The following is a 14,937-nucleotide window of genomic DNA, read 5'->3' on the forward strand; positions in this document are numbered from 1 at the left end:
GGAGCGAGCTTGCTCGCGAAAACGGTCGATCATTCAGCATTAATGTTGAATGACCCGCCGCCATCGCGAGCAGGCTCGCTCCCACAGTTCGTTTTGCGGTGTTCTCCGGACGGTTGACTATGCTTGTCTGACACACACGGCAGACGAGGGATTTATGGACGATCCAGTCGACAACAAGCCACCGACCTTCTGGCAGATGCTGCACAGCGTCATGGCGGCGGCGTTCGGGGTGCAGAGCGGCAAGAACCGGGCAAGGGATTTCACCCATGGAAAGCCCAGCCACTTCATCTTCCTGGGCATTGCGTTCACGGCCGTGTTCGCCCTGACACTGTTCGGCATCGTGCAACTGGTGGTGCATCTGGCGGGCGCCTGAACAGCCTCAGTGCATCAGGGTTTGCAGGTTGAACGGATAGCGGTACGAGGCCGGGCGGCCCTTCGCCGAGAGCTTGCGAAAGTGCACACCGTAGTCTGGTGAGGCGCCCATGGCCAGCATTCGGCGGGCTTGATCCCTGTCGATCAGTTGCAGCAGCGGAACCTGTCGATCACGACCACCGTACTGATTCAGATCGACGCCCTGTTGATAATCGTGCAGCTCGACCAGCGCCCAGCCACCGAGCGTGAAGTGCCCGCCGAGCAATGCGCTCAGTCGCCCGTCGACCAGGGCCTGCAAGGCCTCGTGTGAGGTGTTGACCGCGCTGAACAACACGTCCTTGCCAGGTACTTTGCCCGCCTCGGAAACTGCACGCATCGCGCCGAACGCCATTTCGTCGTTGGCCGCCCATACCAATGACACATCCGGGTAACGCACCAGCAACTGCTTCGCCTGCTCGTAAGCGCGTTTCTGCGTCCAGCCGCCATAGACCAGTTGCCGCAAACGCACCTGAGGATGCTCAGCGAGTGCCCGCTGCATGCCTTTTTCGCGCAGTTGCGCCGACGGCGTGATCTTCAGGCCCGAGAACGCCAGCAAGTCGATGGTTTTTCCGGGCGCCACCGGTGGATGCAGACGAATCAGCTCCTTCATCATCAGGTAACCGCCCTCTTCGTCGTTAGGCACCAGACTGCCGATGCGGTCCGCCCGCTCTGCCACCAGCGCTTGCTGGTTGGGCGTCAATGCGGAGTTGACGATGAACAGCTTTACCCCGCTGTCATTGGCCAGCCGCAAGATTTGCGGGGCGACGTACTGTTCGTTGACGAACATCAGATAGTCGGGACGATCCCGTCCCTGCAACGCCAACCGGGCCTGGGCAACCGTCAGCTCGGGCTGGCGTTGGGAATAGAGAATGCGCAAGTCGATCCCCAGATCCCGGGCAGCGGCCTGCATGAATTGCGAGTAGCTGACCCAGAACGCTTCCTCAGTCGAGCCCGGGTTCAAAAACAACACGGACTCTGCCCGCACGCAAGATCCGAAAATCGCGCCCAACAGCAACAGACTGATGTGAAGTAACTTGAACATGAAACATCCGGGCCCAGGGGAAAAATGGCCGCGCATTATAGCCACCGATCAATCGGCCATTGGCGCTTGATCCCGCTTTTCGTCCGACAATCGTCGCAAGCAGGGCCCGGACGTGTCGTTTACTGATGACTGACCCAGAATACAGCCGTTCCAACGACCAAAATGATCAGGAACAGAATGGCCCATGCATCGACACTGCTATCGCTTTTCCTTGCCTTGGTTGGGTTGCTCATTGCATCGCCTCTTGTCGGTTTTATCGGTGATTGCAGAAAGACTCGACCAGAGTTAAGACGATGATTCCCCGCACTACAAATGTGGATTAGTTGCCAGTGATTCTCGTTAGGCGATTTGGTTCTTTACATATACTCAAACATCACTTTTGCGCATAACTGCAAACGGGTATATTGCCCCGGCTCCGTCAGGAGTGCGCGGCCGTGCGCGCAGAATTGCAGAGGAACCATCGGACTCCAGCAAGCGAAAACGCAGCGTTTTCCGAGTGGCCAAAGCCTGAGAACAGGACTTATATGTACGTATACGACGAGTACGATCAGCGGATCATCGAGGACCGCGTCAAGCAGTTCCGTGATCAGACCCGACGCTATCTGGCAGGTGAGCTGAGCGAAGAAGAATTCCGCCCCCTGCGCCTGCAAAATGGCCTGTATATCCAGCGTTTCGCGCCGATGTTGCGCGTGGCGGTGCCTTACGGCCAGCTGACTTCGCGTCAGATGCGCATGATGGCCAAAATCGCCCGCGACTATGACAAGGGCTACGCCCACATCAGTACGCGCCAGAACGTGCAGTTCAACTGGCCGGCGGTCGAAGACATCCCGGACATCCTCGCCGAGCTGGCCACCGTGCAGATGCACGCGATCCAGACCAGCGGCAACTGCCTGCGCAACGTCACCACCGACCAGTTCGCCGGTGTTGCGGCCGACGAATTGATCGACCCGCGTCCGTGGTGCGAAATCGTACGTCAATGGACGACCTTCCACCCGGAATTCGCCTACCTGCCGCGCAAATTCAAGATCGCCGTCAACGGTTCGACCTCCGACCGTGCGGCCATCGAAGTCCACGACATCGGCCTTGAGCCAGTGCACAACGCGGCTGGCGAACTCGGTTTCCGCGTGCTGGTGGGCGGCGGTCTGGGTCGTACTCCGGTCGTAGGCGCGTTCATCAACGAGTTCCTGCCATGGCAGGACCTGTTGAGCTATCTCGACGCGATCCTGCGGGTCTACAACCGCTACGGCCGTCGTGACAACAAATACAAGGCGCGGATCAAGATCCTCGTCAAGGCGCTGACTCCGGAAGTCTTCGCCCAGAAAGTCGATGCGGAGATGGAACACCTGCGCGGCGGTCAGACTACGCTGACCGAAGCCGAAGTTCATCGCGTCGCCAAACACTTCGTCGACCCGGACTACAAGGCGCTGAGCAATCACGACGCCGAACTGGCCGCCCTCGACAAAGAGCATCCGGGCTTCGCCCGCTGGCGCGCCCGCAACACCCTGGCGCACAAGAAGCCGGGCTACGTGGCCGTAACCCTGTCCCTGAAGCCGACCGGCGTTGCACCGGGCGACATCACCGACAAGCAGCTCGACGCCGTCGCCGACCTGGCCGACCGTTACAGCTTTGGTCAATTGCGCACCTCCCACGAGCAGAACATCATTCTGGCCGATGTCGAGCAGAGCCAGCTGTTCACCCTGTGGGGCGAGCTGCGTGAAAGCGGCTTCGCCACGCCGAACATAGGCCTGCTGACCGACATCATCTGCTGCCCTGGCGGCGATTTCTGCTCTCTGGCCAACGCCAAGTCGATCCCGATTGCCGAATCGATCCAGCGCCGTTTCGACGACCTGGACTACCTGTTCGACATCGGTGAACTGGACCTGAACATCTCCGGCTGCATGAACGCCTGCGGTCACCACCACGTCGGCCACATCGGCATTCTGGGTGTGGACAAGAAAGGTGAAGAGTTCTACCAGGTCTCGCTTGGCGGCAGCGCAAGCCGTGACGCCAGCCTGGGCAAGATCCTCGGCCCGTCTTTCGCCCAGGAAGACATGCCGGACGTGATCTCCAAACTGATCGACGTGTACGTGGAACAACGCACCGAAGACGAGCGTTTCATCGACACCTACCAGCGTATTGGCATCGACCTCTTCAAGGAACGCGTCTATGCAGCGAATCATTAAGAACAACGAGGTCGTCGACGAAACCTGGCACCTGCTGCCAAAGGATTTCAACATCGATGAAATCAGCAACTGCGACGATCTGATCGTCCCGCTCCAGCTGTGGCGTGAACACGCCCGCATGCTCAAGGCCCGCGATGGCGGTCTGGGTGTGTGGCTGGACGCCGACGAAGAAGCCGAGGAAATCGGTGACGACGTGAACGAGTTCCAGGTGATTGCCCTGAACTTCCCGGCGTTCACCGACGGCCGCAACTACTCCAACGCCCGCCTGCTGCGTGACCGTTACGGTTTCAAAGGCGAACTGCGAGCGATTGGCGACGTACTGCGCGACCAGCTGTTCTACATGCGCCGTTGCGGTTTCGATGCCTTCGCCCTGCGCGCGGACAAAGACCCGTACGACGCTCTTGATAGCCTCAAGGACTTCTCGGTGACCTATCAGGCCGCCACTGACGAGCCGCTGCCGCTGTTCCGTCGCCGTTAAGCCTTCAGGTTTACTGCACACACAAAAACGCCGGTCATTGACCGGCGTTTTTTATGTCCGCATTACCAGAACCGTTGCTGGGTCAACCGACTCCACCAGCTCAACAGCACGCGATCCACCGAACCGCTGGCTGCCATGCCGATGCGTTCCTGCAGACTTTTGCGCTCGGCATAGTGCAGGTGATAAACCTCGGACTGTTTGGCGCGCTCGGCCAGGTATTCGTCGCTGGTCTTGAGTTCGTCCACCAGCTGTTGTTCAAGTGCCGCAATACCGAGCCAGACTTCACCGGTGGCGACTTCGTCGATCGCCAGCTGAGGGCGATAACGGGCAACGAAGTTCTTGAACAACTGGTGGGTGATGTCCAGGTCTTCCTGAAATTTCTCCCGGCCTTTCTCGGTGTTTTCGCCGAACACCGTGAGGGTGCGTTTGTACTCGCCGGCGGTCAGCACTTCGAAATCGATGTCGTGCTTCTTCAGCAGGCGGTTGACGTTGGGCAACTGCGCAACCACGCCAATCGAGCCGAGGATGGCGAACGGTGCACTGATGATCTTCTCGCCGATACAGGCCATCATGTAGCCGCCGCTGGCCGCGACCTTGTCGATGCATACGGTCAACGGCACGCCGGCTTCACGGATACGCGCCAGTTGCGATGAAGCCAGGCCGTAGCTGTGCACCATGCCGCCGCCGCTTTCCAGACGCAGGACCACTTCATCCTTCGGCGTGGCCAGGGTCAGCAACGCGGTGATCTCGTGGCGCAGGCTTTCGGTAGCCGAGGCCTTGATGTCGCCGTCGAAGTCCAGCACGAACACCCGAGGCTTGGCGTCGGGTTTCTTCTTCTGTTTCTTCTCGGATTTGGCCTGGCCCTTGCGCAAGGCCTTGAGCTGATCCTTGTCTAGCAGGGTCTGCTCCAGCCGCTCACGCAGGCCTTTATAGAAATCGTTGAGCTTGCTGACCTGCAACTGGCCCGCGGATTTGCGCCGCCCCTTGCTGCGCAACGCAGCGAAACTCGCCAGCACCACCAGAATGGCGATGACCAGCGTCACGGTCTTGGCCAGGAAACTGGCGTATTCAGTGAAAAACTCCACAGTGACTCCTTCAAGCGATGCGCGGTCGTGAAACACACGCGGGAATTGGCTCCAGCATACCCATGCACCGGCCCGTCGGCCAGCCGTGAAACCTCTGGCAACAAGGCTGGAACGGGCATTTCAAACAAGCGTATGTTTTTTCATTGACAGCTCACCGTCATCCCCATAACCTCGCCACAACCTTCAACGTACCGGGATGACGCGGACGTGGGCAGCATCTACTTGATTCGACATGGCCAGGCCTCCTTCGGTGCAGACGACTATGACGTCCTGTCGCCGACCGGTGTACGCCAGGCGGAAATCCTCGGCCGTCACCTCGCCGAACTCGGAATCAGCTTCGACCGCTGCCTGTCGGGCGACCTGCGCCGCCAGCAACACACGGCCAACAGCGCGCTGGAACAGTTCGCCGCTGTCGGTTTGCCGGTTCCGGCTCTGGAAATCGATTCGGCCTTCAACGAGTTCGATGCCGATGCCGTGATCCGCGCCCTGCTCCCGGCCATGCTGCCGGAAGAACCCGAAGCACTGGAGATCCTGCGCAACGCCGCGCAAAACCGTGGCGAGTTCCAGCGCATCTTCGCCCTGATCATCGAACGCTGGCTCGCCGGCACCCACGACACACCGGGCCTGGAAAGCTGGCTGGGTTTCGTCGAACGGGTACAGGCCGGGCTGCAGCGGATTCTCGAACAGGCCGACAACACCCAGAAAATCGCGGTGTTCACCTCCGGTGGCACGATCACCGCCCTGCTCCACCTCATCACTCAAATGCCTGCCCGGCAGGCCTTTGAACTGAACTGGCAAATCGTCAACACCTCGCTCAACCAGCTGAAGTTCCGCGGTCGCGAGGTGGCTCTGGCTTCCTTCAACAGTCATGCACATTTGCAACTGCTGAAGGCCCCGGAACTCATCACGTTTCGCTGAGTCCGGATTACTGTGACCCTGCTGCAATCAACCAAAAAAGGATCGAACCATGACCTCCGTAGCTGATGCCGTAAAAGCAATGCAAGCCAAGTTCAACCCAGCCGCCGCTGCCGGTCTGGATCTGGTCTTCGGTTTCAACATCACTGACGAAAACAAGCAATATGCCCTGATCGTCAAAGACGGCACCTGCGACATCCAGGAAGGCGAAAACGCCGACGCCAACTGCACGCTGGTGCTGGACAGCGAAACCCTGAAAGGTATCGTCAGCGGCGAAACCGACGGCATGCAGGCCTTCATGGGTGGCAAGCTGCGCGTTGAAGGCGACATGATGCTGTCGATGAAACTGTCCGAGCTGTTCCCCGCGTAAGACCGCAGCCAGTCTGCAAACAAATCCCGCCCCTGTGGCGGGATTTGTCGTTTCAGGCGTTCACACCGGCAAACGATGCCGCCAGCAATTCCCGTGTATACGGGTGTCGGGCCGAATGAAACAACCCCGCCGTTTCGCCACGCTCCACCACCTCGCCATCCTTCATCACGATCAGATCGTGAGCCAGCGCCCGCACCACCGCCAGGTCATGACTGATGAACAGATAGGTCAGCCCGTGCTCCTCCTGCAATCGACGCAATAGCGCGACGATCTGTTTCTGCACCGTGCGATCCAGCGCCGACGTCGGCTCATCGAGCAGAATCAGATCCGGCTTGAGCACCAGCGCCCGAGCGATCGCAATACGTTGCCGTTGCCCGCCGGAAAACTCGTGGGGATAGCGATGGCGGGTTGCCGGATCCAGCCCGACCTCTTTCAGCACATCAATAACAGCCTGTTCACGTTCGGCTGCATTCAAATCACTGTGCACCTGTAAACCTTCGGCAATGATCTGCTCCACGCACAAACGCGGGCTGAGGCTGCCGAACGGATCTTGAAACACCACTTGCAGGCGTTTGCGCAGCGGACGTAATTGTTTGCCGCTCAGTTGCTCAAGCGCCTCGCCTTTGAAGCGGATGCTACCGTCGGCGTCGATCAGGCGCAGGATCGCCTGCCCCAGCGTTGATTTACCGGAGCCAGACTCGCCAACGATGCCCAGAGTCTTGCCCCGTTGCAGGTTCAGATCGATGCCATTGACCGCGTGCAGATACGACTTCGCCCGCAGCCACCCGCCGCCCAGCGGAAAACGCACATTCAGATCACGAACCTCGAGCAAATCCTCCGCCGCATCACGGCACAGCGCCGCGCCACCGGGTTCGGCGTTGAGCAATTCGATGCTGTAGGGATGTTGCGGCGCACGGAACAATTGCTCGCAGCTTGCCTGCTCAACTATTTCGCCAGCCCGCATCACCGCCACTCGCTGGGCGATGGTGCGCACCAGATTCAAGTCGTGACTGATGATCAGCAGTGCCATGCCCAGCCGCTGTTGCAGTTCCTTGAGCAGCAACAGAATCTTGCGTTGCACCGTGACGTCGAGGGCCGTGGTCGGCTCATCGGCGATCAGCAATTGCGGTTCGCACGCCAGCGCCATGGCGATCATCACCCGTTGTCGCTGCCCGCCGGAGAGCTGATGCGGATACACCTTCAGTCGCTCGCGCGGACGTTGAATGCCGACCAGTTCCAACAGTTCCAGAATCCGTTTGCGCGCCGCCGCGCCCGCCAGGCCTTTGTGCAGCGCCAGGCTTTCGCCGAGTTGCCGCTCGATGCTGTGCAACGGGTTGAGCGAGCTCATCGGCTCCTGAAAAATCATCGCGATGCGGTTGCCACGCAGTTGCCGCAGATAGCGCTCGTGCACCCCCAGCAACTCTTCGCCGCCGTAGCGGATGCTGCCGTCGATCCGGGTGATGTTCGGATCCAGCAGTTGCAGGATGCTGTGGGCCGTCACCGACTTGCCGGAACCCGATTCGCCTACCAGCGCCAGGCATTCGCCCGGGCAAATGTCGAGATCGATGCCGTGCACCACTTCCTGTCCTTTGAACGCCACCCGCAGGTCGCGTATTTCGATCAGATGTTCGCGCATATCAAGTCCTGGGGTCGAAGGCATCACGGCAGGCTTCGCCGATGAATACGAGTAGAGAAAGAATCAGCGCCAGGGCAAAAAAAGCCGTTAGCCCCAACCACGGTGCTTGCAGATTGTTCTTGCCCTGGCCGATCAGTTCGCCCAGCGAAGCACTGCCGGCGGGCATGCCGAAGCCGAGAAAATCCAGCGCCGACAACGTGGCGATCGCCCCGGTCAGAATGAACGGCAGGAACGTCAACGTTGCACTCATGGCGTTGGGCAGAATGTGTCGCACGATCACCTGCGCATCGCCGACACCCAGTGCCCGCGCCGCTTTCACGTACTCAAGCCCTCGGCTGCGCAGGAACTCGGCGCGCACCACGTCCACCAGACTCAGCCAGGAAAACAGCGCCATGATCCCCAACAGCCACCAGAAATTTGGCTCGACAAAGCCCGACAGAATGATCAGCAGGTAAAGCACTGGCAGCCCCGACCAGACTTCCAGCAAACGCTGTCCGAGCAAGTCGACCCAGCCGCCGTAATAGCCCTGCAAGGCACCGGCGGCGATGCCGATCAACGCGCTCACCGCCGTCAACGCCAGGGCGAACAACAGCGACACACGCGTGCCGAATATCACCCGCGCCAGCACATCCCGCGCCTGATCGTCGGTGCCCAGCCAGTTTTCAACGGTGGGCGGGCTCGGGGCCGGTTCGGTGAGGTCGTAGTTGGCAGTGTCGTAGCCGAACGGGATCGGCGCAAACCACATCCGCCCGCCCTGCCCATCGATCAGTTCACGCACCTGGGCGCTGCGGTAGTCAGGCTGGAACGGCAGCTCGCCGCCGAAATCCTGCTCGGTGTAGCGCTTGAACGCCGGGAAATACCACTCGCCCTGATACGTCACCAGCAACGGTTTGTCGTTGGCGACCAGTTCGCCGCCCAAGCTCAGGCCGAACAATGCGAGAAACAGCCACAACGACCACCAGCCGCGCCGATGAGCCTTGAACCGCGCCCAACGACGCTGTCCGATTGGAATAAGCGTCGGCATCAGGCAGTCCTCGCGGTGAAGTCGATGCGCGGGTCGACCAGCGTGTAGCACAGGTCGCCCAGCAGTTTTATCAAGAGCCCGAACAGGGTGAAGATGAACAGCGAACCGAACACCACCGGGTAATCCCGCGACACCGCCGCTTCGTAGCTCAGCCGGCCGAGACCATCGAGGGAGAAGATCACCTCGATCAAGAGCGAACCGCCGAAAAACACCGTGACCAATGCCTGAGGCAATCCGGCCACCACCAGCAGCATCGCGTTGCGAAACACATGCCCGTATAACACCTGTCTTTCACTCAGGCCCTTGGCCCGGGCCGTGACCACGTACAGCCGTGAGATCTCGTTGAGAAAGCTGTTCTTGGTCAGGATCGTCAGCGTCGCAAAACCGCCGATCACCAGCGCACTGACCGGCAACACCAGATGCCAGAAGTAATCGGCGACCTTGCCCCACAGCGACAGCTCGGCGAAGTTGTCCGAGACCAGTCCGCGCACCGGAAACCAGTCCAGCGCCGTGCCGCCGGCGAACACCACGATCAGCAGCAGCGCAAACAGAAACCCCGGCATCGCGTAGCCGATAATGATCGCCGCACTGCTCCAGACATCGAACGCCGAACCGTTGTGCACGGCTTTGCGGATGCCCAGCGGGATCGACACCAGATAAGTGATCAACGTCGCCCACAATCCCAACGACAAGGTCACCGGCAGCTTCTCCCCGATCAGTTCGGTCACTGTCGCGCCACGGAAAAAACTCTTGCCGAAGTCCAGTTGCGCGTAGCTCTTGAGCATCAGCCACAAGCGCTCACCGGCACTTTTGTCGAAGCCGTACTGGCGCTCGATCTCGGCCACCAGTTTCGGGTCCAGGCCACGGGTCGCGCGGGACTCGCCGCCAATGCTCTCGACATGACTGGCCCCCACCGGCGCACCGACACCAATCCCCTGCAATCGGGCGATGGCCTGCTCGACCGGACCACCGGGCGCGGCCTGCACGATCACAAAGTTCACCAGCAGAATCGCCAGCAAGGTCGGCACGATCAGCAGCAGACGCCGCAGGCTATAACCCCACATGGGCGTACTCCTTTTGCTGTTGCTGCATCTGCGTCGAGGTCAGCGCGGTCGGGCTGATTTCCCACCAGGTGTCGAGGCCGGCGTCGTACAACGGCGCAATCGCCGGGCGACCGAAGCGGTTCCACCACACCGTGGAAATCCCCGGCGGGTAATAGTTGGGAATCCAGTAATAGCCCCACTGCAACACCCGATCCAGCGCATGGGCGTGGCGCAGAAGACTTTCGCGGTTGTCGGCCTGGACCACGCCCTCCAGCAGCGCATCCACCGCCGGGTCGCGCAGCACCATGTAGTTGTTGGAGCCGGGATCGTCAGCACCGTCGGAGCCGAAATAGTTGAACAGCTCGCGCCCCGGCGCCTGACTCACCGGGTAACCCACCACGATCATGTCGTAGTCGCGGCTGCGTACGCGGTTGGTGTATTGCGCGGTGTCGACCTGACGAATATCGAAGCCGATGCCGATCTGCGCCAGGTTGCGCTGGAACGGCAGCAGCAAGCGCTCGAAGCCCTTCTGGCCGTTGAGAAAAGTGAATTGCAACGGCTCGCCGGCGGCATTCACCAATTGATCGCCACGAGGTTTCCAACCGGCGGCCTCCAGCAATTTCAGCGCCTGCAACTGCTGCGCGCGGATGTTGCCGCTACCGTCGGTGCGCGGCGCCTCGAACACCTGGCTGAAGACTTCATCGGGAATCTTGCCGCGCCACGGTTCGAGGATTTTCAGCTCTTCGGCATCCGGCAATTCAGTGGCCGACAACGCACTGTGGGAAAAAAAGCTGCGTTGGCGCAGGTACATGCTGCGCATCATCTGCCGGTTGCTCCATTCGAAATCCCAGAGCATGGCGATCGCCTGCCGCACCCGGCGATCCTGAAACATCGGTTTCTGCAGATTGAACGCAAACCCTTGGGCGCCTTGCGCAGCACCGGGTGCGAGGTGTTCGCGCAGCAACTTGCCCTGCTCCAGCGCCGCCCCGGCGTAACCAATGGTGTAACTGGTGGCTGAGAACTCGCGGTTGTAATCGAAGCCGCCGGCCTTGAGCACTTGTCTCGACACGTCGGTGTCGGCAAAAAACTCCACGCTCAATTGATCGAAGTTGTAGAGCCCGCGAGTGACAGGTAAATCCCTGGCCCACCAATCCTTGATCCGCTGAAATTTCACGCTGCGCCCGGCGTCCACCGCGCTGACCTTGTACGGCCCACTCCCCGGCGGAATCTCGAACCCTGCGCCATCGGCGAAATTGCGTGTACGCCACCAATGCTCGGGCAGCACCGGCAACGTCGCCAGATCCAGTGGCAAGGTTCGGCTCTCGTTGTTCTTGAACACGAAACGCACCTGGGTCGGCGATTCGACCTGCACCTCGGCGACATCACGAAACTGCTGGCGATATTTGAGACTGCCTTGAGTGGTGAACAGCTCGAAGGTGTAACGCACGTCTTGGGCGGTGATCGGCGTACCGTCCTCGAACTGTGCCTTGGGGTTGAGGTAAAAGCGCAGCCAGCGCCGGTCCGCGTCCAGCTCCATGCGTTGCGCGACCAGACCGTAGACGCTGTAAGGCTCGTCCTTGCTGCGATAAGCCAGGGGCGCATAGAGCCAGCCGTCGATGTCGGCAACGCCGGTGCCTTTGTCGATGTAGGGAATCAGGTGATCGAACGGGCCGCTCTCCAGCGAAGAGCGGCGCAGGGTCCCACCCTTGGGCGCGTCGGGATTGGCGTAGGCCAGGTGCTGGAAGTCCGGGGCGTATTTCGGGGCTTCGCCGTAGACCGTGAGGGCGTGTTGGGGCGCCGCGAAACTGAGCGGACTCGACAACACGAAGATGCTGAAAAGCATGAGTCTGGAGAGCATCGGCAAGATCCTGATAATTGGGCGCCTCGATGGCCCCATCGCGAGCAGGCTCACTCCCACAATGGTTCGCAGTGAACACAAATCCCCTGTGGGAGCGAGCCTGCTCGCGATAGGGCCAAAGCAGTCACCACACTTCCTGCCTACCTGTGATGTACAACAGGCGGGCATTTTTTATAGGGCGGGGTTTAGAACGATAAGTGACTAAAACCCAACCTGACCGGTCATTTTCAGAACTTGTAATTGACCCGCGTGTACAACGTGCGGCCAAACGGATCGCCGTATTTCGGGTCGTAGCCGCTCTGGAACGTGTAGGTCTGGTTACTGAACGGCGGTTCGCGGTCGAACAGGTTTTTCACCCCGAGCGTCACCGCCAGGGTCTTGCGCCAGGTGTAGGTGCCGGCTACGTCCCAGACGTTGTAGGAACCGACGTAATCGTGAGTCTCGCGATCCGAGTCGTGGTAACCGCTGGTGTAGCGGTTGGTCAGGCTCGCGCCGAGCGGGCCGTAGTTCCAGCTGCCGATCAGGCTGTGACGCCAGCGGGCCACGGCGCCGGCCGAAGCAAAGTCGCCGCCACGAAAATCGCCGAGCTTGTCGATGTAGTCACCCTTGAGCTGCTGCTGATAGTCATAACGGGTGACGTAAGTGCCTTGCAGGCCGATGCCGAAATCGCCGTACGGCGTGCTCGGCAGGCGATAGTCGAAGCTCACGTCGACGCCGTTGGTCTTGATCTTGCCGAGGTTGGCCAGGCCAGTGACGATGTGATCGATGGAGCCGTCAGGCTTGCGGATCAGGCGCTCCGGGTAAAGCTCCGGGTTTTCGAACACCGCCGATTCAGGGAATTCGGCGATCTGGTTGGCGATATCGATCCACCAGAAATCCAGGCCGGTCGTGAGACGGTCGAATGGCTGATACACGAACCCGAGTGTCACGTTGCGTGCGGTTTCCGGGCTCAACTCTGTGTTGCCGCCGGTCCGGTTATAGAACTGCTGAGCGCAGTCACGATTGGCGATCCCGCCATTACTCGGGTTGCCACCGGCACACAGTCGCGGGTCGTTGTAATTGGCCACGGTGAACGAGGTGAAGTTCGGGTTGTACAACTCGTACAGTGACGGTGCGCGGAAACCTTCGCTATACGCGCCACGCACCACCAGTTCCTTGAACGGCTGGAATCGGAACGAATATTTCGGGTTGGTGGTACTGCCGAAATCGCTGTACTTGTCGTGTCGCACGGCGGCAGACAATTCAAGACTGTCGAGCACCGGCACATTGACCTCGGCGTACTGCGCCGAGACGCTGCGATCCCCGGCGACGCTGGCATTGGGGTCAACACCAAGGCTCTGCACATCAGCCGCGAACGGGGCGAAATCCTGATGAAAGTCCTCCTTGCGATATTCCCCGCCCAGCGCCAGTGCCGACGGCCCGGCGCCGAACCAGTCGCCGATCTCGCGACTGATGCGTCCGTCGATGGCCTTGACCCGGCCTACTGCCGTCGAATAATCGCCGTTCACTCCGTTGGCTGCCAGTAACGCCGAACCGGCGGCCGTCTGCGCACCAAACGGATTGATCACACCGTCGGCGATGCCCTGGCTGACGGCTCGGTCGTTCACATAACCGCTGCGAATCGTGTTGACCACTTTGTTCTGGTTGTACGAGGCACCGAGGTTGTAATCCCACCCAACCAGCGTGCCGTCAAAGCTCAACAGCAGACGCTGACCAGTGTTGTCATCTTCATGCTGACGCGCACCGACGGCGGTTTCACGCCAGTTCACATCCACCGGTTGCGTCGGGTCCAGAGCGAAACCGCTCGGGCCGGGCGTAATGCCGTTGCCCGGATAGAACGCCGTGCCAGGGTTGACCTGATTGCCCATCAAAGTGCCAGGCCCGATCTGCGTCCGGTTCTCGTTGCGCGCCCAGAAGTATTCGAGGCTGACGTTGTGATCATCCGCCAGCTTGCCGGTGGCTTTGGCGAACGCCGAGGTCTTCTCGGTTTCCGGCACCAGATCCAGGTAATTCCACAGGCTCTGGCGGCAGATGCCATTGCGCGACAGCAGCCCCGGCGCATTGCAACCGGAACCGGCCAATGGATTGGTGGCGTTGCTGCCCTGACTCCAGTTGGCGGGTGACGCCGTGCCGGAGGTGTAATCAAGACCGCGGCCGGGCTGGTAGTTGTAGGTGTAACCGCGATCGTCGGCGGCCAGACGGTTCTGCTTGTCGTAGCTCACCACGCCGAAAACGTTGAAGCGATCATCCTGCAAATCGCCAAAACCCCAGCTGCCACTGAAGTTGCGGCTTTCCCCGCCACCGGAATGGGTCGGCGTGTCGTAGTTTGTACTGACCTGGCCCTCGGTGAGGCTGGTCTTGGTGATGAAGTTGATCACCCCGCCGATGGCGTCGGTGCCGTACAACGCCGAGGCGCCGTCGCGCAGCACTTCTACCCGGTCGATGGCGGCGAACGGGATGGTGTTGAGATCGACGCCGGAGCCATTGATCGCATTGGTCGCGTTGTTACTCAGACGCCGACCGTTGAGCAGCACCAGGGTCTTGTTCGGGCCAATGCCACGAAGGTCGGCGTAAGACGCCCCGCCGCTGCTCGATCCCACCGAGCGCCCGGAGCCCACCGAAGACTGGTTGGCCGAGATGCGGCTGACCAGCTCTTCAGTGGTGGTCACGCCCTGCTTCTGCAACTCCTCGACCCGCAGGATGGTGACCGGTACGGCGGTTTCGGCATCGACCCGGCGAATCGCGGTGCCGGTGACTTCGACCCGTTGCAGTTGCGTTGTCGGCTCGTTTACCGTGCTGTCGGCAGCGATGGCCGGCAATGTGTTGATCGCCAGCAGCAAGGCCAGGCTCAAAGGGGATTTAACGGGTGAAAAATGGATCATGAACAGCCAT

General features: G+C 60.5%; 12 protein-coding genes. 5 read left to right on the forward strand and 7 right to left on the reverse strand.

Going from position 1 to position 14,937, the window contains the following annotated elements; genetic code table 11:
- Positions 1 to 154 precede the first annotated feature (154 nt).
- Positions 155 to 373, forward strand: a complete 219-nt coding sequence (locus tag CAF63_RS06630) for a DUF2970 domain-containing protein (RefSeq protein WP_065257810.1) — start codon at positions 155 to 157, stop codon at positions 371 to 373.
- 6 nt (positions 374 to 379) lie between these two features.
- On the opposite strand, the gene CAF63_RS06635 is transcribed toward CAF63_RS06630, so the two are convergent.
- Complete coding sequence (locus CAF63_RS06635; RefSeq protein ID WP_085683887.1) at positions 380 to 1,453, reverse strand: ABC transporter substrate-binding protein; 1,074 nt, start codon at positions 1,451 to 1,453, stop codon at positions 380 to 382.
- A gap of 524 nt (positions 1,454 to 1,977) precedes the next feature.
- Between CAF63_RS06635 and CAF63_RS06640 the strand changes: the two genes are divergently transcribed.
- Complete coding sequence (locus CAF63_RS06640; RefSeq protein WP_085683888.1) at positions 1,978 to 3,636, forward strand: nitrite/sulfite reductase; 1,659 nt, start codon at positions 1,978 to 1,980, stop codon at positions 3,634 to 3,636.
- On the forward strand, positions 3,620 to 4,114 hold the full coding sequence (locus CAF63_RS06645) for a DUF934 domain-containing protein (RefSeq protein WP_085683889.1): 495 nt from the start codon (positions 3,620 to 3,622) through the stop codon (positions 4,112 to 4,114). Before CAF63_RS06640 ends, CAF63_RS06645 begins: the two co-directional genes overlap by 17 nt.
- A 62-nt stretch (positions 4,115 to 4,176) precedes the next feature.
- On the opposite strand, the gene sohB is transcribed toward CAF63_RS06645, so the two are convergent.
- On the reverse strand, positions 4,177 to 5,199 hold the full coding sequence (sohB, locus tag CAF63_RS06650; protein ID WP_085683890.1) for a protease SohB: 1,023 nt from the start codon (positions 5,197 to 5,199) through the stop codon (positions 4,177 to 4,179).
- Positions 5,200 to 5,406: 207 nt separating this feature from the next.
- Between sohB and CAF63_RS06655 the strand changes: the two genes are divergently transcribed.
- Entirely contained in the window at positions 5,407 to 6,117 is a 711-nt protein-coding gene (locus tag CAF63_RS06655; protein WP_085683891.1) for a histidine phosphatase family protein, read from the forward strand.
- A 49-nt stretch (positions 6,118 to 6,166) separates the two neighbouring features.
- Complete coding sequence (locus CAF63_RS06660) at positions 6,167 to 6,484, forward strand: SCP2 sterol-binding domain-containing protein (protein WP_085683892.1); 318 nt, start codon at positions 6,167 to 6,169, stop codon at positions 6,482 to 6,484.
- A 52-nt stretch (positions 6,485 to 6,536) separates the two neighbouring features.
- On the opposite strand, the gene CAF63_RS06665 is transcribed toward CAF63_RS06660, so the two are convergent.
- The 5 genes from CAF63_RS06665 to CAF63_RS06685 all read right to left on the reverse strand — a co-directional run bounded on the left by CAF63_RS06665 (position 6,537) and on the right by CAF63_RS06685 (position 14,927).
- Positions 6,537 to 8,120, reverse strand: a complete 1,584-nt coding sequence (locus CAF63_RS06665) for an ABC transporter ATP-binding protein (protein ID WP_085683893.1) — start codon at positions 8,118 to 8,120, stop codon at positions 6,537 to 6,539.
- 1 nt (position 8,121) lies between these two features.
- Positions 8,122 to 9,144, reverse strand: coding sequence for an ABC transporter permease (locus CAF63_RS06670; protein ID WP_085683894.1), 1,023 nt, complete (start codon positions 9,142 to 9,144; stop codon positions 8,122 to 8,124).
- Positions 9,144 to 10,208, reverse strand: a complete 1,065-nt coding sequence (locus tag CAF63_RS06675) for a microcin C ABC transporter permease YejB (protein WP_085683895.1) — start codon at positions 10,206 to 10,208, stop codon at positions 9,144 to 9,146. The genes CAF63_RS06670 and CAF63_RS06675 overlap by 1 nt, the downstream gene beginning before the upstream one ends.
- The gene (locus tag CAF63_RS06680) at positions 10,195 to 12,045 is read right to left on the reverse strand and encodes an extracellular solute-binding protein (protein WP_085683896.1); all 1,851 of its coding nucleotides are present in this window, start codon (positions 12,043 to 12,045) and stop codon (positions 10,195 to 10,197) included. The genes CAF63_RS06675 and CAF63_RS06680 overlap by 14 nt, the downstream gene beginning before the upstream one ends.
- A 227-nt stretch (positions 12,046 to 12,272) precedes the next feature.
- Positions 12,273 to 14,927 (reverse strand): TonB-dependent receptor, encoded by a 2,655-nt coding sequence (locus tag CAF63_RS06685; protein WP_085683897.1) that lies wholly within the window; start codon positions 14,925 to 14,927, stop codon positions 12,273 to 12,275.
- Between the last annotated feature and the right edge of the window lie 10 nt (positions 14,928 to 14,937).

The sequence above is a fragment of the Pseudomonas sp. B20(2017) genome, assembly GCF_002113125.1.
GTDB lineage: Bacteria > Pseudomonadota > Gammaproteobacteria > Pseudomonadales > Pseudomonadaceae > Aquipseudomonas.